Here is a 21,364-nt window from a genome sequence, read left to right as displayed (position 1 = left end):
ACTCAGTGGCACGTCCCGCAACATACCGAGTGGCCCCGTTGCGCGTGGCCATCAAGCGCCGGAGAAGCCGTCCGCCCAGCGCTGGTCGCCACCGCGACCGGTGCCATTCATCCGGATCTTCGCGGCCTCCGCACGCTCGCGCTCGGCGAGCTCGGCGTGCAGCTCGCGCAGGAGCTGCCGGTCCCGCTCGGACAGCTGCGGATCATCGAGGTCCAGCTCGGGCAGGTCGACGACCTCGTCCGGCCGGAGCTTGGCGCTGGCGATCGCCCGCCCCTTCTCCGGGTCCTCCGCGAGCGCCATCCGCAGTTGCGCGACCTCCTCGGAGCTCATCTCCGTGGTGCTGGCGGTGCGGTTCTCGTGCTCGGCCTCGCTCTCGCCGGACGGCGCCTCGACGGCCGCCACGACCGGCGCCTCCGGCGCGGGCCATGGTCCGGCGGCGTCAGTGGCACCAGTGGCAGCGGTGTCGCCGGTGTCGCCGGTGTCGCCGGTGTCTTCGGTGTCGTTCTCGATCGCGTGCGCCGGTTCCCGGGGCGCCTCCGCCACAGCGTGCGGCGGTCCGGACGCGCCGTTGTTGGCCCGCAGCGCGTGCGCGGACTGGCCACCGCCGGACGGCTGCGCCGAGGCGAGCCATACGGGCGTCGCCGCCGCGAGCCCGGCCTCGTGGTACTCCGTCCGCTCGGCACCGGGGCCGGTGACCTCGACGACAGCACGGATTCCCGCGCGCCGCAGCGCGGTGTCGACCCGGAACGCGACCGCGGGCGGATGCCCCTCGGGGCCGATCTCGACGAGGATCACGCGCTGCGGCAACGGTCCCGGCACGCTGCCGGCCGGGGTGTTGCGCCAGACCGCGTGCACGGAGCGCAGGTCCGGCAGCACCTGCAGGGTGCGGTCGAGCGCCTCGGCGACGCCCCGCTCCGGCTCGTTCTCCCTGCTGAAGCGGTGTGCGTAGCCCTGAACGGCCTCACCGACGGTGAGGTGGTCGGCCAGCGTCGCGTCCGAGCGGCTCATCTCCAGTACGAGGGCGATCTCACGCTGCTCCGCGGGACGGACCATGATCCGGCCCGCGATCAGGGCGCCGGTGGCCAGCTCGATCGCGTCGTCGAGGTGCGAGCGGGCGACGAGCTCCCTCGCCGCCGACAGTGCGGTGTCGTCGAGCCGACCCGCCAGCGCGAGGAGGACGTTGTGCAGCCGCAACGGCACCGCGAATCCGTCCTTCGGCAGGCCGTCGTGGACTTCCACCATCGCCAACTCCCTCCAGCCCGCCGCCGGCAGCGAGCTTTACGCGGGTACCAGTCTGTGGTGACCGGTGTCCACGGCACCCACGCACACGAACCGGGAGTTCGCGAGCGCCGCCCGGTGGTACTCGGGCAGGTCGAACTGCTCTGGCAGTACCTCCACGCTGGGCGCCTCGTCACCCAGTACCCGGAGGACCCGCTGCAGCTCCCCAGTGAGGCGCGGCAGCCGGGAGACACCCGTGACGAGGAGGACCCGCTTCGCGTCCCGCTCCTCGGAGTCACGACTGTGTCGCCAGCTTTCCCGTACCTCGCCCACGTCCGGGCGACCACGCAACGTTGCGTGAACCACCACGGACACCGAATCGACAGAGTTCACCCAATCGGGTGCACCCGTAACGAATGTGTACCGGTTATCGACGGGGTCGTCTACCCCAAGCGTCGAACTCACCTGGTGCCAATCGGCGCCATGCGGGATGAGACCGGCGACCAGCAGGCGATACTCGACTTGGTCCAGGTCAATTCTGTGCTTGAGCAAAGCTTTCGGGAAGGTGCGCGCGAGCGTTCCCATCGCACCCTCACCGAGCCAGTCCCGGAACCGCCACAGCAGCTGGTCCGGCAGCCGGCCTGCCAGGCGCAGCAGCAGTTCGTGACATGCGTACTCGATGTCCGGATCCATCACGCGACCTCCACGATCAAGTCGACCTCGACGGGGGCACCAAGCGGCAGCTCCGCGACCCCCACGGCCGCGCGGGCGTGCGTGCCCGCGTCACCGAAAATCTCGCCCAGCAGCTCCGACGCACCGTTGATGACGGCGGGCTGGCCGGTGAAGCCGTCGCTCGACGCGACGTAGCCGGTCACCTTGACCACCCGGCGGACGGCGTCGATGCCGACCAGGTCGTGTACTGCGGCCAGCGCGTTCAGCATCGCCGTGCGTGCGTGCCGCTTGGCCTCCTCGGGGCTGACCTCGCCGCCGACCTTGCCGGTGGCGGCGAGCGAACCCGACACGAACGGCAGCTGACCCGAGGTGAAGACCTGTGAGCCACTGCGCACGGCGGGGACGTAGGCGGCGACCGGAGCCGCGACGCCGGGCAGTTCGATCTCGAGTTCGGCGAGCCTCCCGCTCCAGCTCATGCTCAGTCCTTCGGCCGCTTCAGGTAGGCGACGTGCTGCTCGCCGCTCGGGTTCGGCAACACGGTGACCAGTTCCCAGCCGTCGTCACCCCACTGGTCGAGAATCTGTTTGGTGGCGTGGATCAGCAGCGGAACGGTAGCGTACTCCCACTTCGTGGCACTCATGCGGCACACCCTAGCCACTACCCTGTGACCTCGTGGAGACCTGGCGGATCCTGGCGACGGCCCTGCTGGGTTTCCCCGGTCTCCTGGGCGTGCTGATGATCATGGCCAAGGCGCGGGACCGGACGGGCAGGTCGAGCACGGTCGCCGTCTCCGGCCTGGTGTCCGCCACGGCGCTCGCCGTCCTCGCCGTGCTCGTGCTCACCGTGCTGCCTGCCGTGCCTGCCTGGAGCCTCGCCGCCGCCGTCGCGGTCGCGGTCGCGGTGCTCGTACTGGCGAGCTGATCCCGCCCGGCGGGCGCTCCGCGCGGCATGTCCGGTTCGTTGTCCTACCTTGTCCTACCTTGTCCTACGCTGCCACGGTGACCACGCTGGCTGGCTGGACCGACGAACTCACGCGCACGCGGCTCCATTTCGTCACCGGGAAGGGCGGGACCGGCAAGACCACCCTCGCCGCCTCCCTCGGACTGGCGCTGGCCAGCGGGGGCAGGCGGGTGCTGCTGATCGAGGTGGAGGGCAGGCAGGGCTTCGCCCAGGTCTTCGACACCGAACCGCTGCCGTACGCCGAGCAGCGGATCGCCTCCGCGCCCGGCGGCGGCGAGGTGCGCGCACTGCACATCGACGTCGAGGCCGCGCTGCTCGAGTACTTCGAGATGTTCTACAACCTGGGTTTCGCGGGGCGGACGCTGCGCAGGATGGGCGCGATCGAGTTCGCCACCACGCTCGCGCCCGGCCTGCGCGACGTGCTGCTCACCGGCAAGATCAAGGAATGCGTCGGCCGCACCGAGTCCGGCGGAAGGCACGCCTACGACGCCGTCGTCGTCGACGCGCCGCCCACCGGCAGGGTGGTGAAGTTCCTCGATGTCACGAGGGCCCTCACCGACCTGGCCAAGACCGGCCCGATCCGCGGGCAGGCCGACGGCGTGGTGCGCCTGCTGCACTCGGGCGAGACCGCCATCCACATCGTGACGCTGCTGGAGGAGATGCCGGTGCGCGAGACGCTCGAAGCGGTCGCCGAACTCGACGGTGCCGACCTGCGACCGGGAGCGGTGCTGGTCAACCGGGTCCGGCCGCCGAGGCTGCCCGCGCGGTCGGTCGTCCCGGCGGCCGACGGGCGGGTGGACGCCTCACGCGTGCGCGCCGGGCTCGCCACGGCGGGGCTCGAACTGCCGGACGCGACGCTCGACGCGCTCGTCGAGGAGACCGTCGAGCACGCGGTCCGGGTGGCCGCCGAGCAGCGGGCCCGCGAGCAGCTCGCCGAGGCGGACCTGCCGACGCTGGAGCTGCCCGAGCTGACCGGCGGCGTCGACGTCGCGGCGCTGTACGAGATCGCCGAAGCCCTCGTCGACCAGGGGGTGCGATGAGCGCCACCCTCGACATGGACGGGCTCATCGACGACCCGGAGACCCGCGTGGTCGTCTGCTGCGGATCGGGCGGGGTCGGCAAGACCACCACCGCGGCCGCGCTGGCACTGCGCGCAGCGGAGCGCGGGCGGCACACGGTGGTGCTGACCATCGACCCCGCACGCAGGCTCGCCCAGGCGCTCGGCCTGCGGGAGCTCGGCAACCAGCCGCGCAAGGTTTCCGTCCCCGGCTTCGAGCCGAAGGGCGAGCTGTGGGCGATGATGCTCGACATGCGGCGCACGTTCGACGACATGGTGCGCGTGCACGCCGGCCCGGAGCGCGCCGAACAGCTGCTCGGCAACCGCTTCTACCAGACCATCTCCACGTCCTTCGCCGGCACGCAGGAGTACATGGCGATGGAGAAGCTGGGGCAGCTGGCCGCGACGGGCGACTGGGACCTGATCGTGGTCGACACCCCGCCGAGCCGTTCCGCGCTGGACTTCCTCGACGCGCCGTCCCGCCTGTCCAGCGCGCTGGACGGCCGGATGATCCGGTTGCTCACCAGCCCGGCGCGGGCGGGCGGCTGGGGCCTGCGCAAGGTGGTCAGCGCCGGGTTCTCCATGTTCGCCAAGGCCGTCTCGACGATTCTCGGCGGTCAGCTGCTCGCCGACGCGTCGGCTTTCATGCAGGCGTTCGACACGACGTTCGGCGGCTTCCGCGAGCGCGCCACCAAGACGGCCGAGCTGCTGCGCTCGAAAGGCACGTCGTTCCTGGTGATCGCCTCGCCGGAGCCGGACGCGCTGCGCGAGGCGAGCTACTTCGTCGAGCGGCTCTCCGAGGAGTCGATGCCGCTGTCCGGGCTGGTGGCCAACCGGACCCATCCGGTGCTCGCCGACCTCTCCGCGATCGACGCGCTGTCGGCGGCCGAGGCGCTGGAGCGCGGCGGCAAGAACGCGCCGCTCGCCGTCGCGGTCCTGCGCCTGCACGCCGACCGGGTGGCGCTGGCCGCGCGGGAGGAGCGCCTGCTCGCGCGCTTCACCCGCGCGCATCCCAGCGTCCCGGTCGTCGGCGTGCCTGCGCTGCCCGGGGACGTGCACGACATCGCGGGCCTGCGCGACATCGGTGACCGCCTCGCCGGGGCAGGGTCGTGAGTGCGTAGCCGAGTTCTAACTCGCGTGGGCACTCACGAGACGCGCTCGGCCGGCTCGTAGTGGCGCTTGGCCGATTCCAGCAGGTCCCGCCAGTTGAGGACGTCCGGCCGCCGGCGCAGCAGCGCCCGGCGCTCGCGCTCGGTCATGCCGCCCCAGACCCCGAAGTCGATCCGGTTGTCGAGCGCCTCGGCGAGGCACTCCGTCCGTACCGGGCAGCCCATGCAGACCAGCTTGGCCTTGTTCTGCTCGGCACCCCGAACGAAAAGACCATCGGGATCGGTGTCCCTGCAGTAAGCTTTCACCCGCCAGTCCGACTGGTTGGTTTCCATACCCCCAGCTCCTACCTGTTCATGACCGGCAGGCGAGGACGAAGTGCACGCATCGCCCCCGCGAGCAGGTCTCTCCCTGTGCTCACGTCCCTCCGGCACGGCGCCTCCCCAGGCACCGCCCCCCGGAAGGTAAGCCCCGTAGCAGGCGGCTCACCCGTCCTTCGGCTGTTCTCGTGAGATGTTGACGGACTGTAGGCGGCCGCGGTTCCGTCCGCCAACCCCCTCGGTGGCTTTTGTTACCAGACCTCACACCCTCCCGGAGCACTGGCCGCCACGGAGCCGGGCAGCCTTGCGTACCCTGGCTCACGTGCGTAAGCGGGACGGTCTCTTCAAGATGCTCGGCCTCTGTCTGCTCGCGGGGGTGCTGGTGGCGGGAATCCTCTTCCCCGTCGTCGGCGCCGCCGGTGTCATGTCGAACCAGGCCAGCGAGACGGTTGAATCGATGTCGGCGGAGCTCGCGGACGTGCCGCCGCCGCAGATCACCACCGTGACCGACAAGGACGGCGAGCCGCTGGCGACGCTCTATGAGCAGTACCGCATCCCGACCGCGCCGGAGGAGATCTCCGACGCGATGAAGTGGGCGCTGGTCTCGGTGGAGGACCGGCGCTTCTACGACCACCACGGTGTCGACTGGAAGGGCACCCTGCGGGCGGCGATCAGCAACACCACCGGCGGCGACACCCAGGGTGCCTCCACGATCACGCAGCAGTACGTGAAGAACTACCTGATCAACGTCATCTACCGCGGTGACAAGGTCGGCCAGGAGAAGGCGCAGGAGCAGTCGATCGCCCGCAAGCTGAAGGAGGCGCGGATCGCGATCCAGCTCGAGACGAAGATGAGCAAGTCGCAGATCCTCACCGGCTACCTCAACGTCGTCGAGTTCTCCCGGCAGATCTACGGCGTCGGCGCGGCCGCCCAGTCCTACTTCGACACGACGGCGGACAAGCTGAGCGTCTCCCAAGGGGCGCTGCTCGCCGGCATGGTCAACAACCCCAGCGCGTACGACCCGTGGAACAACCCGGAGAAGGCCACCGAACGACGCAACTTCGTGCTCGACAAGATGGTCGAGAACCGGAAGCTGGCACCGGACGACGCGGAGCAGCTCAAGGCCGAACCGCTCGGCGTGGTGCCGGAGGGTCCCAGCAAGCCCGCGTCGAACTGCGTCGGCGCCGGGCCGGAGGACGGGTTCTTCTGCCAGTACGTAGAGGACTACCTGCTCGGGCACGGCATGAACAAGGACGACCTCTACACCGGCGGCTACACCATCCGGACGACGATGGACCAGAAGGCCAACCACGAGGCCAAGGTCTCCGCCGAGAACCAGGTGTCGAAGACGCAGGACAACGTGGCGAACACGCTGTCGCTGGTCAGGCCGGGCAAGGACCGGCACGAGGTGGTGGCGCTGGCCGCGAACCGCGACTACGGGGGCGACCCCGAGCAGGGGGAGACCTTCTACGCGTTGCCCTCCGGCGTCTACAACACCGGTGGCGCGGGTTCGAGCTACAAGATCTTCACGGCGGCCGCGACCCTGCAGCAGCGGGTCGCCGGTATCTACGACACCATCCAGTCACCGAACTTCCACGTGTCGAACGTCTTCCTCGGCGGCGCCGACCGGTGCCCTGCAGCTCCCTATCCCAGCACGACGTGGTACTGCCTCGGCAACGCGAGCGAGAACTACCCGCCCCAGATGACCCTGCAGACCGCGCTGCAGACCTCGCCCAACACCGCCTTCGTCATCCTGGAGGAACAGGCCGGCATGGGCCCCGTGGTCGACATGGCGAGCAAACTCGGCATGCGCAAGACCATGGCGAGCAACATGCACGGCGGTCCCGTCGATCCCGAGTCCGACGACCCGGCGCGGAACACCAGCCAGGCCGAGTCCTTCAAGCCCACCGAGAACGGCCCGGGCAACGGGTCCTTCACCCTCGGCCCGAGCCCGCTGAGTGGCCTTGAGCTGGCCAACGTCGCCGCCACGATCATGAGCGGCGGCACCTGGTGCCCGCCGACACCGATCAAGGAGGTTCTCGACCGCAACGGCAACCCGGTGCCGATCGAGGAGGCCCCCTGTGAGCAGGCCGTCGAGGAAGGGCTGGCCAACAGCCTCGCGGTGGGCATGAGCAAGGACCACGAGCCCGGCGGTACCGCGGCGGACGCGGCCGCCGACGTCGGATGGAGCCGGCCGATGATCGGCAAGACCGGGACCACTCAGGGCAACGGCTCGGCGACGTTCGTCGGCGCGACGCCCCAGCTCGCGGGCGCGGCCCAGGTGTTCCGGCCGGAAGGCGGCTCCGGCGGCCTGTGCGACGGCGGACCCGGCAACGTCTACACGTGCGGCGAGGGGAACATGTTCGGTGGCAAGACCCCGGCGCGTACCTGGTTCGGCGCGATGACGAACATCATGGAGGGCGAACCGGTCAGGCAGCTGCCTCCCTCGGCCCCCGCCTACGAACGCATGCGTTGACCGGAGTAGCGCTCCTCACTCGTTCGAGTGAAGCATCGGGCGGTGATCCGGTCGCTCGACCGAGCACGTATCCTGGATGATGTGGACACGGTCGGTAACGAAGACAGGTCGAGGTCGCTCCTTGGCCGGTTCGTGCTGGGGACCGTCGCACTCGGCGTCGCGACTGTCGGTTACGCGGCCGGCGTCGAGCGGCGGCGCTGGACGCTGCGCACGGCGGAACTGCCGGTGCTCACCGCCGGCGCCCCGCCGCTGCGGATCCTGCACATCTCCGACCTGCACATGCTGCCCGGCCAGGAGTCGAAGCAGCGCTGGGTCGCTGCCCTCGACCGGCTGGAGCCGGACCTGGTGGTGAACACCGGCGACAACCTCGCGCATCCACGAGCGGTGCCCTCGGTGCTGCGCGCACTCGGTCCGCTGCTGCAGCGCCCCGGCGTCTTCGTGTTCGGCAGCAACGACTACTACGCGCCGAAGCCGAAGAACCCGGCGCGCTACCTGATGCCGAAGGGCCGGAAGAAGCGCATCCACGGACGCCGCCTGCCGTGGCGCGACCTGCGCGCGGCACTCATCGAGTACGGCTGGCTCGACCTCACCCACGTCCGGCGCACGCTCACCATCGGCGAGGAGCGCGTCTTCGCCGCGGGCGTCGACGATCCGCACCTGCGCCGCGACCGCTACTCCGACATCTCCGGCCGGGCGCCCACCGGGCCCGTCCTGCGGCTCGGCCTCACCCACTCACCGGAGCCACGGGTACTGGACCCGTTCGCCGCCGACGGCTACGACCTCGTCCTCGCCGGGCACACCCACGGTGGGCAGCTCCGGGTGCCCGGACTCGGCGCTCTCGTGACCAACTGCGAGATCGACCGCTCCCGGGCGCGCGGCGTCTCCCGGTGGGGCGCCGACATGTGGCTGCACGTCTCCGCCGGACTGGGGACCTCGCCGTATGCGCCGGTGCGCTTCGCCTGCCCGCCCGAGGCGACCCTGTTGACGCTCCTCCCGCGCGGAGCACGGGTGCCGAAGCAGCGGCGAAGGGCGGCCCGCCGCAGGGCGCCGAGCGACGTCCGCTAGACTCTGTGGCGACCCGTTAAGGAACACATCGGGGTGTGGCGCAGCTTGGTAGCGTGCCTCGTTCGGGTCGAGGAGGTCGTGGGTTCAAATCCCGCCACCCCGACGCAAGAGCTGAGAGGGGCCCTGCCCGCGGATGACGCGAGCAGGGCCTCTCTCGTTTGCCCTCGTGAGTGCGCACGCGAGTGAGAACTCGACTCCTCACTCACGACGGGCCAGGACCTCCACCCAGCACTGGCTGAAGTCCCCGCCACCGCCGCGCACCCACATCCACGCCGACCGCGCCGCACTCGCGAGCTGCGGGTCGCGCTCCCCGACGGGCGACTGGACCGCCGCCGCGAGCCGTTCCTCCACGCTCCGGGCGAGCTCCCGGTAGCCGATCCCCTCGTGGTGCCGGGCCCGGCTGCGGACGTCACGGAAGCCCGCGCGCTGGACCCACTCGCCCACCCGTCTGCCCGCGAACGGGTCGCCTCCCGCCCGCCGGTGCAGCAGGTACTGGCCACGCAAGGCCGCATCGACGTTCGCCGTCTTGGGCCGCAGCTTCGCCCTGCTCCAGTCCGCCGTGGACAGTGCAAGGGTACCTCCCGGCCGCAGCACCCTGGCGAACTCGGCGAGCACGTCGAGCGGCGCGGGGACGTGTTCGAGCAGCGCGTGGGAGAACACCACATCGACCGAACCACGCGGCAACGGCAGTGCATGCGGCACTGCCGCAACGAAGTCCACTGTGGACACCGAGGCACGCCGTGCGGCCGTCCGCGCGAAGGCGAGCTGCTCCGGATCGGCGTCGACCCCGAGCGCGTACACCGGGTGGACCGCCGTGCCAAGACTCAGTGTGACCGAGCCGCGGCCGCAACCGACATCGAGCACGCACATCCCGGAACCCAGCAACGGCAGCACGAAACCGGCGGTCTCCGGCGCGTAACCCTCCAGCACGCCCCTTACCCTACGGACCTGGCAGGATCGTGGGGTGACCACACAGCAAGCTTCCTCGCATCCGCCTGCACAGGTCCCTGACCAGCTCTTCACCGATGCGGACGCCGAAGCCCGCTGGCGGGCACGGTTCCACGCGGCACGGATGTCGGTGCCCGACTGGGCGATCGACGCACCGGACGCGAACCTCTACGTGTCCAACGCCAGCGGCGTCTGGGAGATCTACGCCTGGGACCGGGCGGCGGACACGCACCGCCAGGTCACCGACCGCCCGAACGGCACCCTGCACGCCACGTCGTCGCCGGACGGGCAGTGGATCTGGTGGTTCGACGACACCGACGGCGACGAGTTCGGCCGCTGGGTGCGGGAGCCGTTCACCGGAGGGGCCGCGCCCGTGGCAGGCGTGCCCGGCGTGCCGGACGGGTATCCGGCGGGACTGGAGATCGGCCACCGCATCGTCGCGGCCGGGGTTTCCACCGACGACGGCAGCTCGCTATACGCCCACCGCGGCGGCGAGACCACCCGCTTCTACGCCAGCGAGCACGACGCCGATGTCGCGGCACTCTCGCGGGACGAGCGGCTGCTCGCCATGTCGCACTCCGAGCACGGCGACTCCCGCCACCCCGCGGTGCGCGTGCTGGACTGCGAGACCTTCGCCACGGTCGCCGAGAAGTGGGACGGCGAGGGCAAGGGCCTCGCGGCACTGGCGTTCTCACCGCGGCACGGCGACTGCAGGCTGCTCCTTTCGCACGAGCGCCACGGCCGCGAGGAGCTGCTGATCTGGGACGTCGAGGCGGACACCGAGAGCGAGATCGACCTCGGCCTGCCGGGCGAGGTCGCCGGTGACTGGTACCCGGACGCGAGCGCGCTGCTGGTGGTGCACTTCCACCAGGCGCGCAGCTCGCTGTATCGCTACGACCTGGGAACCGGTGAGCTGACCGCGCTGGAGACGCCACCCGGCCGGATCGGTGGCGCGGGCGTGCGGCCCGACGGCGCCATCGAGTACTCGTGGTCGAGTGCGGCGCGGCCGCCGGCGATCCGCGTGAGGAGCCACGACGGAACCGACCGGATCCTGCTCGAACCACCTGGCGAACGCGCGCCCGCGTCACTACCGGTGACCGACGTCTTCGCCGATGGCCCCGGCGGCCGGATCCACGCGCTGGTCTCCGAGCCCGCGGGCGCCGAAGGACCGTTGCCGACCGTGTTCGTGCTCCACGGCGGTCCGCACGCCGCCGACGAGGACCGGTTCTCCGCCTACCGCGCGGTGTGGCTGGACGCCGGTTTCGCGGTGATCGAGGTGAACTACCGCGGCTCGACCGGCTACGGCTCCACCTGGCGCGACGCCATCGAGGGACGCCCAGGGCTGACCGAGTTGGAGGATGTCGCCGCCGTCTACGACCAGGTGGTCGCCGACGGCCTCGCGGACCCGGCCCGGTGCGTGGTGAGCGGCGCCTCCTGGGGCGGCTACCTCACCCTGCTCGCCCTCGGCACCCAGCCGGACCGCTGGGCGGCCGGCGTCGCGGCGGTGCCCGTCGCCGACTACGTGGCCGCGTACGAGGACGAGATGGAGCAGCTCCGTTCGTTCGACCGGGCCCTGTTCGGCGGCTCGCCGGCCGACATCCCCGCGGTCTACGACGAGTGCTCGCCGATCAGCTACGTCGACGCGGTGCGGGCGCCCGTGCTCGTGCTCGCCGGCGACAACGATCCGCGCTGCCCCATCCGGCAGATCGAGAACTACCTCACCAGGCTGGCCGCGCGCGAGGTGCCGTACGAGTTCTACCGCTACGACGCCGGGCACGGCTCGCTGGTGATCGCCGAGACGATCAGGCAGACCGCCATCGAGGTGCACTTCGCGCTGCGAGCGGTCCGCGCACCGTGAGATCCCCGCACCGGCTGCCGCGCGGTGCGGGGGTCCGTCCCGTCACCGTCAGGTCTGCTGCGCCTGCCACATCCAGTGCTGCTTCTCCAGCTCCTGGGCGATCTCGATCAGCAGGTCCTGGGTGACCAGGTCGCTCTTGTCGGTCTCGTCGATGCCGGCCCGCAGGCGCTTGATGACCTGGCCGAGCGCCTCCACGATGCGCTCGATGGTCGCCTCGGCCGACTGCCAGTTGTCCGGGTACTCGGGCAGTCCCGTGCTCTCCACGACCGTCTTCGCCTTGCCGTTGGGCGACACGCCGATGGCGTTGGCGCGCTCGGCGACGTCGTCGGTGAAGCCGCGCGCGGCGCTGACCAGCTCGTCGAGCTGAAGATGCACGCTGCGGAAGTGCCTGCCGACGACGTTCCAGTGTGCCTGCTTGCCGATCAGCGAGAGATCGATCAGGTCCACCAGGGTGGACTGGAGCACGCTGGCGGTGTGCTCCTTGTCGCTCTCGTTGAGCGGGCTGGTGATCGGAGACTTGGCCATGATCCGTCCTCTCTGTGCTGAGGTAGGGCCGTCAGGTCGTGGCGGTGACCTCGACCACGATGTTGCCGCGAGTGGCATTCGAGTACGGGCACAGCTGGTGGGCCTGGGCGACCAGCTCGTCGGCCTGTCCCTGCTCCATTCCGGGTAGCGCGGAGTTCAGCTCCACCGAAAGCGCGAACTTGCCGCCCTCGGTCTTGCCGATGCCGACCTTCGCGGTGACCTCGGAGTCCTTCAGCTGCACCTCCGACTGCCGGGCGGCCGCCTGCAACGCGCTGTGGAAGCACGCGGCGTACCCCGCGGCGAACAGCTGCTCCGGGTTGGTGAACGAGCCACCAGGCCCGCCCATCTCCTGCGGCACGGCGAGCTTCTCGTCGACCACGCCGTCCGAAGAGGTCACCTCGCCGTTGCGCCCGTCGCCGCGGGCGGTCGCTTCGGCTGTGTAGATCGCATCTGCCATTGTCCGGGGTCCTCTCGGTAGGCGGTGCCCGTTCGGGCTCCTAGCCCGGTCAACCACGAAGGTTCGCACGACATTCACGACATTGCCCGCAGGTCGCGGACATCACACCCTGACTACCCGGACCGGTACCCGGCGAAACAACCTAGAGCGCCCGCTGAGCCTGCCCGAACTCGGTGACCTGGCGGCCGATCAGCCGCAGGTTGTCGACGACTTTCTCCTCCGAGGCGCCGCCCGACTCGTCGAACTTCACCTCGGCCGTGTTGACCGCCCCGCCGAGCGGCGTCGGCCAGCCGCGCAGCGCGTGCGCTATCGTGCGGAGCTGCGTGAGCGTGGTCACCGCGGCCTGCCAGCCGTGTGCGACGGCGATCACACCCACCGCGCGGCCGGCGAGATAGGGGCGGACGTCCGAACGCAGGTCCTCGACATAGTCCAGTGCGTTCTTGACCAGCCCGGACATGGCGCCGTGGTAGCCAGGCGAAACCACGATCAGCCCGTCGGCGTGCCGCACGGCCTCGATCAGCTCGGTGGCGCCGCCCGAGCGCTCCGCGTCGCCCGCGTCGTAGAACGGCAGCGCGAGTCCACCGCCGGTGACCGCCGACGTGGTGGCGCCTGCCTCGGCCGCCCCGGCCAGCGCGATGCGGAGCGCGCGCTCGGACTGTGAACCGTCGCGCAGCGAGCCGCCGATACCGAGCACCTTGATCCCAGCTGTCGAAGTCACGCTCCCGAGGCTAGACCTTCCAGTTAGGTCGAGGGCCAGCTCGGTGCGCGGGGACACCCGGCACAGTTGGCAGCCGGGCTACCGGTTAGTAACGTCAGGACCGATCACCGGTGACAGGAGGAGACATGTCGATACCGTTGCAGGTCCGGGTTCAGGCCGGGGCTGCGCAGCTGCTGTACGCGCTGCCCAGGCCACTGCGCCGGCTGGTCGCGGGCAGGCCGATCCGGATCGACGGGCAAGAGCTGGCGCTCGACGCGCAGCTGCTGCTCCGGCTCCAACAACTCTCCGGCACCTCGCTCGTGGGCGCCTCCGTGGAGGAGTCGCGAGCGGGCGTCGACATCTCACGGCACCTGGTGAGCGGCAAGCCGATCGAGCCGGTGCACACCAGGGAGGTGTCCGTCCCGGCCGAGCACGGCGAGCTGCCTGCGACGCTCTACACGCCGCAAGGGCTGCCCGGGGAATCGGGACTGCTGGTCTTCTACCACGGCGGCGGCTGGGTGGTCGGCAGTCGCCGGAGCCACGACAACACGGCGCGCTACCTCGCCGTTCATGCCGGGGTCCGCGTGCTCTCGGTGGAGTACCGGCTCGCCCCCGAGCACCCGTTCCCGGCCGCACAGGAGGACGCGCTGACCGCGTTCGACTACGCGCACGCCAAGGCGACCGAGCTCGGCGCCGATCCGGACCGGATCGCGGTGGGCGGGGACAGCGCGGGCGGCAACCTCGCCGCGGTCACCGCGCAGGTCACGACCCAGCGCGGCGGGCCGGCTCCCGCGTTCCAGCTGCTGTTCTACCCCGGCGTCGACGCCACCGTGCGCCGACGGTCCAGGGAGCTGTTCGGGGAGGGCCTGTTCCTGACCGACGAGCACATGACGTGGTTCCTCGACCACTACGCGCCGGAGGGCGTGGACCGGAAGGACCCACGGCTCTCGCCGCTGATGTCGGCGCGGCTGGCCGGGCTGCCGCCCGCGTACATCGCGACGGCGGGGTTCGACCCGCTGCGCGACGAGGGCGAGTCCTACGCCGCCCGGCTGGCCGCCGCGGGAGTGCCCGTCGCGCTGAGCAGGCAGAGCGATCTCATTCACGGTTACGTCAATTTCCTCGGCATCGGCAGGCGTTTTGCCGAGGCCACCGCAGAGGCCGCCGGGGCACTCCGGATGGGGCTCAGCCACAAGGCGGCCGTCGAATCGAAATAGCGGAATCCGGCGCGGAAGCGATTCCGCGCCGGATTCCGACCCCCCTCATATTCAGTTGGTTTTCGAACCGGCTCAGGGCGCCGGCACCTCCGGCACTTCGGGCACCTCCGGCACCGGGAGCGCGGGCACTCCGCCGCCGAGCAACCCGGAGAGCAACCCGGTCACGGCCGAAAGCACGCTCTTCAGCAGGTTGCTGACCACGTCGAGCGGCGGGGGCAGATCGGGGATCTCCGGCAGCGGCAGGTCGGGCGCCTGGCGCGGCGTCGCGGTCGGGTCGGCCAGCAGCCTCGCCACCTCTTTTGCCTGCTCATGTGCCGTACCGGCCTGCTCCTTGGCTTCGGCCTGAATGGAGAAGCGCTCGCCGGCAGCCAGATCGGCCAGCATCGGGTCGAGCCTGGCGAGCGTGTCCTGCGTGGCGCCGACGTCGCCGGCGTAGGCGGACCTGGTCAGCTCGTCCCGCAGTTCCAGCACCTGGGCGCCGGCGGCCTCCGTACTGGAGGCGCCCTTGCCACCCTCAGCCGCAGCGACGCCGGACCCGGTCACCGTGAGCATCGCCCCGGCGGCCAGTGCCGCGATCGTGCGGACAATCCTGCCTTTCATTCATTTACCTCCCGGCCCTCGTAAGACCTGACGGGAAATGAATACCAACCGTGTAGATCGGCCACCAGCCGATCACCGGGACAGGCAGTTTTCCGGACCTTACGTGCCGAATTCAATTCGCAAGAAGGCCCCGCAATTGATGAACCGGCGCCACTTGCCGATCCCTCGGAAGATCAACATAACCCGGGCGGGAAATCGCACACTGTGATCTGCTCACTCTTTGGCACAGCTGGGTAACTCACACAGGTGTAATCGGTGATCGTTTACCTTCATCACCCTGTGGTGCACGCGTGTCAGCTGGACGACAACGGTGTAATTCGCCCACGTTTGTCGCAACGACCACTCCTCACACACGCGCAGCGGCCCGTGGCGGGAGCGGTGGTTACTTCTGGAAGGCGTCGGCCACCTTGTCGCCGAGCGCCTTGTCGACGTTGCGCCAGTACTCGAAGACCCGCTCCAGCACGGGCGGGGAAACGCCCTTGCCGGCGTGGCCGATGATGTTCTGGGCGAGCCGCTCCCGCTGAGCGTCGTCCATCACATCGCGCACCAGCGTGCCAGCCTGGCCGAAGTCGTCGTCCTCGGCATGCGGCTTGTAGGCCGAGCGGATCACCTCGTCGTCCACGCCGTAGGTCGACGCGGTCTCCGAGGCCAGCGCCGCGTCGGCGTGCGGGCCGCCTGCGGTGTTCGGCGCGTACACCGGGTCACCCGGATTCCTGTACCGCATCGCACCGTCCTTGGAGTAGCTGCTCACCTCGGACCTGGCGGCGTTGACCGGCAGCTGCGTGTAGTTGGTGCCGATCCGGTAGCGGTGCGCGTCGGCGTAGGCGAACAGGCGGCCCTGCAGCATCTTGTCCGGCGAAGGGCCGATGCCCGGCACCAGGTTCGAGGGCTCGAAGGAGGCCTGCTCGATCTCCGCGAAGTAGTTCGACGGGTTGCGGTCCAGCACCCACCGGCCGACCTTGATCAGCGGGTAGTCGCCGTGCGGCCACACCTTGGTCAGGCCGAACGGGTTGAACCGGTAGTCCGCGGCGTCCTCGTACGGCATGACCTGGACGTAGGGCGTCCAGCTCGGGTGCTCACCCTTCTCGATCGCGGTCCACAGGTCGCGGATGTGGTGGTCGGCGTCGCCGCCCGCGAGCTGGTCGGCCTCGTCCTGGGTCAGGAGTCGATGCCCTGTCGGTCTTGAAGTGGTACTTGACCCAGAAACTTCTCGCCGCCCGCGTTCTCCCAGCGGTAGGTGTGCGAGCCGTAGCCGTTCATGTGGCGCCAGGTCTTCGGGATGCCGCGGTCGCCCATCAGCCAGGTGACCTGGTGCGCCGACTCCGGGCGCAGGGGTCCAGAAGTTCCCACTGCATGTCGTGGTCACGCAGGTGGTTGTCGGCACGCCGCTTCTGCGACCGGATGAAGTCCGGGAACTTGATCGGGTCGCGGATGAAGAACACCGGGGTGTTGTTGCCGACGATGTCGTAGTTGCCCTGCGAGGTGTAGAACTTCACCGCGAAGCCGCGCGGGTCGCGCCAGGTGTCCGGGGAGCCGAGCTCACCGGCCACCGTGGAGAACCGGACGAGGCTCTCGGTGCGGGTGCCCGGCTGGAACACCGCCGCCCTTGGCGTGCACCACGCGCTCCGGTACGCGCTCGCGGTTGAACTGCGCGTTCTTCTCGATGAGGTAGTGGTCTTGCAGCAGGACCGGACCTTTGGCTCCCACCGTCAGTGAATCGTTGTCACTGGCGACCGGGATACCCACGTTGTTGGTGGTCGGCTTGGTCACGCCGATACCTCCTCGTGGTGGTGGTTACAGGCAGGGCAGAGTCCCCAGGAAGACGACTTCCGCCTCATCCACCGCGAAGCCCGCCGTGTCGGAGGGCTCCAGACAGGGTGCGGCACCGTGAACACAGTCGACGTCCTCGGTGCGGCCGCAGCCGCGGCAGACGAGATGGTGGTGGTTGTCTCCGGTTCGTGTCTCGAACCGCGCCGGATGGCTGGCCGGTTCGATCCGTCTCACCAGGCTCGCGTTCGCACAGGCGCCCAGCACGTCGCAGACCGCTTGCGTGGACACCGAGCCCAGTGCTTCCCGTACCCCGGCCGCGATCTGCTCGGCCGTGGCGTGAGGACGCTCGGCGAGCCACTTGAGCACGGCCACCATTGGCGCGGTGACCCGAAGACCGGCCGAGCGAAGGCGATCCAGTGCGGGAGTTTCCCGGTGAGGCATGCGGTCGTGAGTGCGGAGCCGTGTTCTAACTCGGCTGCGCACTCACGAGCGGTGACCAGGCACAACGCCGGAGCAGGGCAGGCTCTCAGAGCCCTCAGAGGGGGAGGCCGTCTTCGAGCAGTGCCAGGCCACGGTCGACATAGCCGACGAGGTCGGCGAAGTCGGCCCCCTCGGCCACTGCCGCGAGGTACGTGGTCAGCACCACGCCGATCACGGCACCCGACCACGCTCGCACGTTGACGTCGCCACGGCCGCGGCCGACCCGCTCGGCCACGGCGTCGTCGAGCATCTCGATCCCCGCGACGATCTGGTCGATCAGCATCGCCCGCAGCTCGGGAACGGTGAGGACGAGCTGCTGGCGGGCCCGTTCGAGTTCGGACTCCTCGCTGTTGACCCGCTCGAACACGTCGGCGAGCGCTGCCCGGAAGGCCGCGATCGGGGACACGTCCGCGGGCTGGCGCAGGAAGGAGTCGATCAGGACCGGGTCGAACCGGTCGTGGAGCACGGTCTCCTCCTTGGTGGGGAAGTACCGGAAGAACGTGCTCTGCGACACCTCGGCCGCTTCCGCGATCTGCTCGACGGTGGTCGCGGCATAGCCCTGTTCCATGAACAGCCGCAGGGCGTGGTTCTGGATCGCGGCCCTGGTCCTGGCCTTCTTGCGCTCTCGCAGGCCGACGGGCCGGTCATCGGACGACGTGGTCATGCTCCGATTCTGCCTCGGCCACGTCCTCGGGACGCCGCGGCAGGAACGCGAGGGCCAGCACGGCGCCGAGTACGGCGACCGCCGCGCACACCCACAGGGTGCTGCTCATCCCGTCCACGAACGCACCGCGTACCGACGCCAGCAAACCCGGCGCGCCGGTGGCCTCGGCCACCTGCACGCCCGCGGCGGCGGTATCCCGCACCGCGTCGGCGGCAGGCTCCGGGAGGCCCTCGACGTCCACGCCCGCGCGGTAGCCTGCGTTGAGCACGGTGCCAAGAATGGCGACTCCGAACGTGCCGCCGACCTGCCGCATCGCCTGCAACAGTCCCGAGCCGACGCCCGCGCGCCCGGCCGCCAGCGAACCCATCGCGACGTCCATCGCGGGTGGCAGCGCGAAGCCGAGGCCGAGCCCGGTCACCGACACCCAGATCGCGACGAAGCCGTACCCGTCGCTCACCGTCGTCGCCGTGCCCAGTACCAGGCCGGCGGCCATGATCAGGAATCCGGCCGCGACGACCAGCTTCGCTCCGAGCTTCGGCCGTAGCCGGTCGGCGATCTGGACACCGACCAGCAGCCCGCCGACGATCGGCAGCAGGCGCAGGCCGGTACCCAGCGCGTCCGTCCCGCCGACCGCCTGGAAGAACTGCGGCAACAGGAACATCGCGCCCATCAGGGCGAACGACGCCACGGTCGCGAGCAACGTGCCCCAGGTGAAGCCGCGCGAGCGGAACAGTGCCGTGTCGACCAGCGGCTCCGGCGCGCGGCGCAGCCAGAAGCCGAAGCCGGCCAGCACAGCCAGCCCGCCGAGCGCCGGTACCAGCGCCGCCGGCGCGCCCCAGCCCCGCTCCCCCGCCTCGACCAGGCCGTAGGTCACCGCGGCCAGCCCGGCGCTGGAGAGCAGGATGCCGGGGCCGTCGATCCGCCTGCCGGCCGCGCCCGGCATGTCCGGCAGCAGCCACGCGAGCGCCGCCATCGCCAGCAGGATCAGCGGCACGTTGATCAGGAACACCGAGCCCCACCAGAAGTTGTCCAGCAGCCAGCCTCCGACGACCGGGCCGAGCGGGATGCCGATCGCCATCGCCGCCGACCACACCGCGATTGCCCGGCCGCGCTCGGCGGCCGGGAACAGCACGGTCAGCGCCGACATCGACAGCGGCACCATGAACGCGCCGCCGATGCCGAGCGCGGCGCGCGCCGCGATCAGCAGCTCCGCCGAGCCGGCATACGCGCAACCCACCGAGGCCAGGCCGAAGACGGCCAGCGCGCCGAGCAGCAGCTTCTTCTGCCCGAACCGGTCACCGAGCAGGCCCGCCGGCAGCAGCCCGGCGGCCAGCACCAGCGTGTAGGCGTTCGCGAACCACTGCAGCTGGCTGGTCGACGCCCGCAGGTCGACGGCGAGAGTGGGCAGCGCGACGTTGAGGATCGTCACGTCCAGCCCGAAGGTCAGCAGGCCGAGCGAGAGCGCGCCGAGCGCCCACCAGCGACGGGGGTAGGAAGCGTCCACCTGAGGCACCTTTCGACAGTAACTATCTTTTGATAGTAGCTGTCATATTCGCCCGCGCGCCAGGGAAATAAAGTTGCACGCACGTACCAGCTCGCGGTTACCTCGGTACCGTGTCCCTTCAGCCCTATCTCCGCGTGCTGCGCCTCCCCGGCGTCCCGGCCTCGATGGTGCTGATGTTCTTCGCCCGGCTGCCGATGACGGCGATGGGCATCACGCTCACGCTGCACGTGGTGAGCGAGCTGGGTCGCGGTTACGGCGCGGCCGGACTCGTCGGGACGGCGACCACGCTCGGCAGCGCCGCCGGGGCGCCACTGATCGGCCGGATCATCGACCGGCACGGCCTGCGCCCTGCGGTCGCCGCGTGCGGCCTCGCCTCGGCCACCTACTGGCTGAGCACCCCGCACCTGCCCTACGAGGTGCTGGTGCTCGTCGCGCTGCCGGCCGGGATGCTCGCGGTACCCGCCGGGTCGATCGCCCGCCAGGTGCTGACCGCGCTCGTCCCTCCGCCGCAGCGGCGCACGGCGTACTCCATGGACATCATCTCGCTGGAGACGTCGTTCATGATCGGCCCCGCGGTGGGAATCCTGGTCAGCACGCAGCTCTCCTCCACCGTGGCGCTGACCGGAATCGGCATTGCCTTCGGAGGACTCGCGACGGCCCTCTACCTGGTGAACCCGCCCGTCCGGACCACGGCCGAGGCGAGCACGCCACGCGGCATGCGCCCGCCGATCCGGGCCTGGCTCACCGCGCCGCTCGCGGCGACCCTGCTCGTCGCCACCGGCGCGCTGTTCGTGCTGATGGGCACCGAGATCGCCGTGCTGGCCGCGCTGCGGGACGCCGGCCAGGTCGAGTGGACGGGTGCCGTGGTGGCCGCCATGTGCGTGGCGTCGCTGGCGGGCGGTCTCGTGCACGGCGCCGTGCGGCGCTCGCTGTCACAGCTCACGCTCATGGTGCTGCTGGCGGCCCTGGTGGTCCCGGTGGGCCTGCTCGACCGGCCGTGGTGGCTGCTCGCGCTGGCGCTCGTCCCGATGAACCTGGCGTGCGCGCCGACGCTCGCCGCCACCACCGAGTCGGTGAGCAGGCTGGCACCGCCCGGCGTGCGCGGCGAGGCGATGGGCCTGCAGGACTCGGCGACCAGGGTCGGCCTCGCGCTCGGCGGACCGGTGGTCGGCTTCGTGATGGACCACTCGGCGCCCGGCTGGGGATTCGCCGCGGCCGGGCTCGGCGGCCTGGTGTTCGCCGGCGCAGCACTCCTGCTGCGCCGCAAACCAGCGAGCCCGGCTGCCACTCCCGAGGGGGTCGTGAGTGCGCACACGAGTTAGAACACTGCTACGCACTCACGAGGGCGGCGAGAGGCTGGGGCAACTAGGTGCAGGCCTGGCGTAGCTGGTCGAGCTGCTGGGTGTTGCGCTGGATCCACTCGTTGATGTTGCCCAGCTGGTCGGCCTGCTTCTGCTCGAGCTCGGCGTAGGAGTCCGCCATGCTGAGCAGCGTCTGCTTGACATCCTGGTCGACAGCCTGCTGGCCCAGCTCCCGAAGCTTGTTCGCCTTCTCCTCGGCGCCGGCCTGCAGCTTCTGCGGATCGACGTTCGGGTTGAGGTCCGCCAATCCGAGCGCCTTCGTGCAGACCGACGCCTTGTCCGCGGCGTCGTTCGCCTGATCGACGGCCGAGTTGACCTCGCTGCAGCCGGCGAGCAGCAGAACGCCGAGCACGGCCGGTGCGCTTCTCTTCAACATGACCGCAACGTACCGTGAACGCCAAGGGCGCCGGT

At 70.4% G+C, this 21,364-nt stretch carries 22 protein-coding genes, 1 tRNA gene and 3 pseudogenes; 9 read left to right on the top strand and 17 right to left on the bottom strand.

The genetic code is table 11. From position 1 onward, the window contains the following. Positions 1–51 precede the first annotated feature (51 nt). Genes JAP66_RS03110 through sp36 form a run of 4 tightly spaced genes read right to left on the bottom strand, consistent with a single transcriptional unit; the run spans position 52 to position 2,530 of the window. The gene (locus JAP66_RS03110; protein WP_199429968.1) at positions 52–1,242 is read right to left on the bottom strand and encodes a hypothetical protein; all 1,191 of its coding nucleotides are present in this window, start codon (positions 1,240–1,242) and stop codon (positions 52–54) included. A gap of 36 nt (positions 1,243–1,278) precedes the next feature. After that, complete coding sequence (locus tag JAP66_RS03105) at positions 1,279–1,911, bottom strand: hypothetical protein (protein ID WP_199429967.1); 633 nt, start codon at positions 1,909–1,911, stop codon at positions 1,279–1,281. After that, positions 1,911–2,366, bottom strand: a complete 456-nt coding sequence (locus tag JAP66_RS03100; protein ID WP_199429966.1) for a RidA family protein — start codon at positions 2,364–2,366, stop codon at positions 1,911–1,913. Before JAP66_RS03100 ends, JAP66_RS03105 begins: the two co-directional genes overlap by 1 nt. Before the next feature lie 2 nt (positions 2,367–2,368). Beyond that, the gene (sp36, locus tag JAP66_RS03095) at positions 2,369–2,530 is read right to left on the bottom strand and encodes a Sp36 family protein (protein WP_199429965.1); all 162 of its coding nucleotides are present in this window, start codon (positions 2,528–2,530) and stop codon (positions 2,369–2,371) included. A gap of 32 nt (positions 2,531–2,562) precedes the next feature. On the opposite strand from sp36, the gene JAP66_RS03090 reads away from it, so the two are divergent. The 3 genes from JAP66_RS03090 (at position 2,563) to bagB (ending at position 5,020) form a co-directional block, all read left to right on the top strand. Further along, complete coding sequence (locus tag JAP66_RS03090) at positions 2,563–2,811, top strand: hypothetical protein (RefSeq protein WP_199429964.1); 249 nt, start codon at positions 2,563–2,565, stop codon at positions 2,809–2,811. Positions 2,812–2,888: 77 nt separating this feature from the next. Then, entirely contained in the window at positions 2,889–3,890 is a 1,002-nt protein-coding gene (gene bagA, locus JAP66_RS03085) for an ATPase BagA (RefSeq protein ID WP_199429963.1), read from the top strand. After that, positions 3,887–5,020, top strand: a complete 1,134-nt coding sequence (gene bagB, locus JAP66_RS03080; RefSeq protein ID WP_199429962.1) for an ATPase BagB — start codon at positions 3,887–3,889, stop codon at positions 5,018–5,020. Before bagA ends, bagB begins: the two co-directional genes overlap by 4 nt. A 32-nt stretch (positions 5,021–5,052) precedes the next feature. Here the strand turns inward: bagB and JAP66_RS03075 are convergent, their stop codons facing one another. Then, positions 5,053–5,349 (bottom strand): WhiB family transcriptional regulator, encoded by a 297-nt coding sequence (locus JAP66_RS03075; protein WP_199429961.1) that lies wholly within the window; start codon positions 5,347–5,349, stop codon positions 5,053–5,055. Between the two features lie 307 nt (positions 5,350–5,656). Here JAP66_RS03075 and JAP66_RS03070 point away from each other — a divergent pair, with 307 nt between their 5' ends. The 3 genes from JAP66_RS03070 to JAP66_RS03060 all read left to right on the top strand — a co-directional run bounded on the left by JAP66_RS03070 (position 5,657) and on the right by JAP66_RS03060 (position 8,978). Beyond that, positions 5,657–7,810, top strand: coding sequence for a transglycosylase domain-containing protein (locus JAP66_RS03070; RefSeq protein WP_199429960.1), 2,154 nt, complete (start codon positions 5,657–5,659; stop codon positions 7,808–7,810). Between the two features lie 81 nt (positions 7,811–7,891). Next, a complete protein-coding gene (locus JAP66_RS03065) occupies positions 7,892–8,875 on the top strand; it encodes a metallophosphoesterase (protein ID WP_372448932.1) in 984 nt (327 codons plus the stop codon). Positions 8,876–8,904: 29 nt separating this feature from the next. Continuing rightward, a tRNA-Pro gene (locus tag JAP66_RS03060) sits at positions 8,905–8,978 on the top strand. Between the two features lie 95 nt (positions 8,979–9,073). On the opposite strand, the gene JAP66_RS03055 is transcribed toward JAP66_RS03060, so the two are convergent. Then, complete coding sequence (locus JAP66_RS03055) at positions 9,074–9,805, bottom strand: class I SAM-dependent methyltransferase (protein WP_199429959.1); 732 nt, start codon at positions 9,803–9,805, stop codon at positions 9,074–9,076. A 34-nt stretch (positions 9,806–9,839) separates the two neighbouring features. Here JAP66_RS03055 and JAP66_RS03050 point away from each other — a divergent pair, with 34 nt between their 5' ends. After that, positions 9,840–11,681, top strand: coding sequence for a prolyl oligopeptidase family serine peptidase (locus tag JAP66_RS03050; protein WP_199429958.1), 1,842 nt, complete (start codon positions 9,840–9,842; stop codon positions 11,679–11,681). 48 nt (positions 11,682–11,729) lie between these two features. Here the strand turns inward: JAP66_RS03050 and JAP66_RS03045 are convergent, their stop codons facing one another. From JAP66_RS03045 to JAP66_RS03035, 3 genes are all read right to left on the bottom strand, one after another. Continuing rightward, a complete protein-coding gene (locus JAP66_RS03045; protein WP_199429957.1) occupies positions 11,730–12,206 on the bottom strand; it encodes a Dps family protein in 477 nt (158 codons plus the stop codon). Positions 12,207–12,237: 31 nt separating this feature from the next. After that, positions 12,238–12,663, bottom strand: a complete 426-nt coding sequence (locus JAP66_RS03040; protein WP_199429956.1) for an organic hydroperoxide resistance protein — start codon at positions 12,661–12,663, stop codon at positions 12,238–12,240. 142 nt (positions 12,664–12,805) lie between these two features. Further along, the gene (locus JAP66_RS03035; protein ID WP_199429955.1) at positions 12,806–13,381 is read right to left on the bottom strand and encodes an NADPH-dependent FMN reductase; all 576 of its coding nucleotides are present in this window, start codon (positions 13,379–13,381) and stop codon (positions 12,806–12,808) included. Positions 13,382–13,506: 125 nt separating this feature from the next. Between JAP66_RS03035 and JAP66_RS03030 the strand changes: the two genes are divergently transcribed. Next, on the top strand, positions 13,507–14,574 hold the full coding sequence (locus tag JAP66_RS03030) for an alpha/beta hydrolase (protein WP_199429954.1): 1,068 nt from the start codon (positions 13,507–13,509) through the stop codon (positions 14,572–14,574). Between the two features lie 72 nt (positions 14,575–14,646). Here JAP66_RS03030 and JAP66_RS03025 read toward each other — a convergent pair whose 3' ends face one another. The 7 genes and pseudogenes from JAP66_RS03025 to JAP66_RS03005 form a co-directional block, all read right to left on the bottom strand. After that, entirely contained in the window at positions 14,647–15,174 is a 528-nt protein-coding gene (locus JAP66_RS03025; RefSeq protein WP_199429953.1) for a hypothetical protein, read from the bottom strand. Between the two features lie 382 nt (positions 15,175–15,556). Further along, complete coding sequence (locus tag JAP66_RS31950; RefSeq protein ID WP_235998734.1) at positions 15,557–15,709, bottom strand: catalase-related domain-containing protein; 153 nt, start codon at positions 15,707–15,709, stop codon at positions 15,557–15,559. Between the two features lie 201 nt (positions 15,710–15,910). Further along, positions 15,911–16,470: pseudogene (locus JAP66_RS32670) on the bottom strand (catalase); the annotation flags it as partial. Then, positions 16,470–16,881, bottom strand: a pseudogene (locus JAP66_RS32665) (catalase). The pseudogenes JAP66_RS32665 and JAP66_RS32670, both read right to left, overlap by 1 nt. Before the next feature lie 59 nt (positions 16,882–16,940). Then, positions 16,941–17,385, bottom strand: a pseudogene (locus JAP66_RS03015) (Fur family transcriptional regulator). Positions 17,386–17,479: 94 nt separating this feature from the next. Then, positions 17,480–18,088: an acyl-CoA-like ligand-binding transcription factor gene (locus tag JAP66_RS03010; RefSeq protein WP_199429952.1), complete on the bottom strand. Its 609-nt coding sequence runs from the start codon at positions 18,086–18,088 to the stop codon at positions 17,480–17,482. Beyond that, positions 18,069–19,592 carry a DHA2 family efflux MFS transporter permease subunit gene (locus JAP66_RS03005; protein WP_199429951.1) on the bottom strand — a complete coding sequence of 508 codons (1,524 nt, stop codon included), beginning with the start codon at positions 19,590–19,592 and terminating at the stop codon, positions 18,069–18,071. Before JAP66_RS03005 ends, JAP66_RS03010 begins: the two co-directional genes overlap by 20 nt. A gap of 110 nt (positions 19,593–19,702) precedes the next feature. Between JAP66_RS03005 and JAP66_RS03000 the strand changes: the two genes are divergently transcribed. Next, a complete protein-coding gene (locus JAP66_RS03000; protein WP_199429950.1) occupies positions 19,703–20,914 on the top strand; it encodes an MFS transporter in 1,212 nt (403 codons plus the stop codon). 43 nt (positions 20,915–20,957) lie between these two features. Here JAP66_RS03000 and JAP66_RS02995 read toward each other — a convergent pair whose 3' ends face one another. Further along, positions 20,958–21,329: a DUF8711 family protein gene (locus JAP66_RS02995; RefSeq protein WP_199429949.1), complete on the bottom strand. Its 372-nt coding sequence runs from the start codon at positions 21,327–21,329 to the stop codon at positions 20,958–20,960. Positions 21,330–21,364 lie beyond the last annotated feature (35 nt).

Origin of the sequence: Qaidamihabitans albus, from assembly GCF_016464705.1 — a bacterium.
Taxonomy (GTDB): Bacteria; Actinomycetota; Actinomycetes; order Mycobacteriales; family Pseudonocardiaceae; genus Qaidamihabitans; species Qaidamihabitans albus.
This window is presented reverse-complemented; position numbering and strand designations above follow the sequence as displayed.

Bases quoted from the DNA above. Each gene is read 5' to 3' on its own strand.
- JAP66_RS02995 (WP_199429949.1), bottom strand. From the start codon at position 21,329: ATGTTGAAGAGAAGCGCACCGGCCGTGCTCGGCGTTCTGCTGCTCGCC.
- JAP66_RS03110 (WP_199429968.1), bottom strand. From the start codon at position 1,242: ATGGTGGAAGTCCACGACGGCCTGCCGAAGGACGGATTCGCGGTGCCG.
- JAP66_RS03010 (WP_199429952.1), bottom strand. From the start codon at position 18,088: ATGACCACGTCGTCCGATGACCGGCCCGTCGGCCTGCGAGAGCGCAAG.
- JAP66_RS03040 (WP_199429956.1), bottom strand. From the start codon at position 12,663: ATGGCAGATGCGATCTACACAGCCGAAGCGACCGCCCGCGGCGACGGG.
- JAP66_RS03045 (WP_199429957.1), bottom strand. From the start codon at position 12,206: ATGGCCAAGTCTCCGATCACCAGCCCGCTCAACGAGAGCGACAAGGAG.
- JAP66_RS03030 (WP_199429954.1), top strand. From the start codon at position 13,507: ATGTCGATACCGTTGCAGGTCCGGGTTCAGGCCGGGGCTGCGCAGCTG.
- JAP66_RS03100 (WP_199429966.1), bottom strand. From the start codon at position 2,366: ATGAGCTGGAGCGGGAGGCTCGCCGAACTCGAGATCGAACTGCCCGGC.
- JAP66_RS03105 (WP_199429967.1), bottom strand. From the start codon at position 1,911: ATGGATCCGGACATCGAGTACGCATGTCACGAACTGCTGCTGCGCCTG.
- JAP66_RS03025 (WP_199429953.1), bottom strand. From the start codon at position 15,174: ATGAAAGGCAGGATTGTCCGCACGATCGCGGCACTGGCCGCCGGGGCG.
- JAP66_RS31950 (WP_235998734.1), bottom strand. From the start codon at position 15,709: ATGGACGACGCTCAGCGGGAGCGGCTCGCCCAGAACATCATCGGCCAC.
- sp36 (WP_199429965.1), bottom strand. From the start codon at position 2,530: ATGAGTGCCACGAAGTGGGAGTACGCTACCGTTCCGCTGCTGATCCAC.
- JAP66_RS03075 (WP_199429961.1), bottom strand. From the start codon at position 5,349: ATGGAAACCAACCAGTCGGACTGGCGGGTGAAAGCTTACTGCAGGGAC.
- bagB (WP_199429962.1), top strand. From the start codon at position 3,887: ATGAGCGCCACCCTCGACATGGACGGGCTCATCGACGACCCGGAGACC.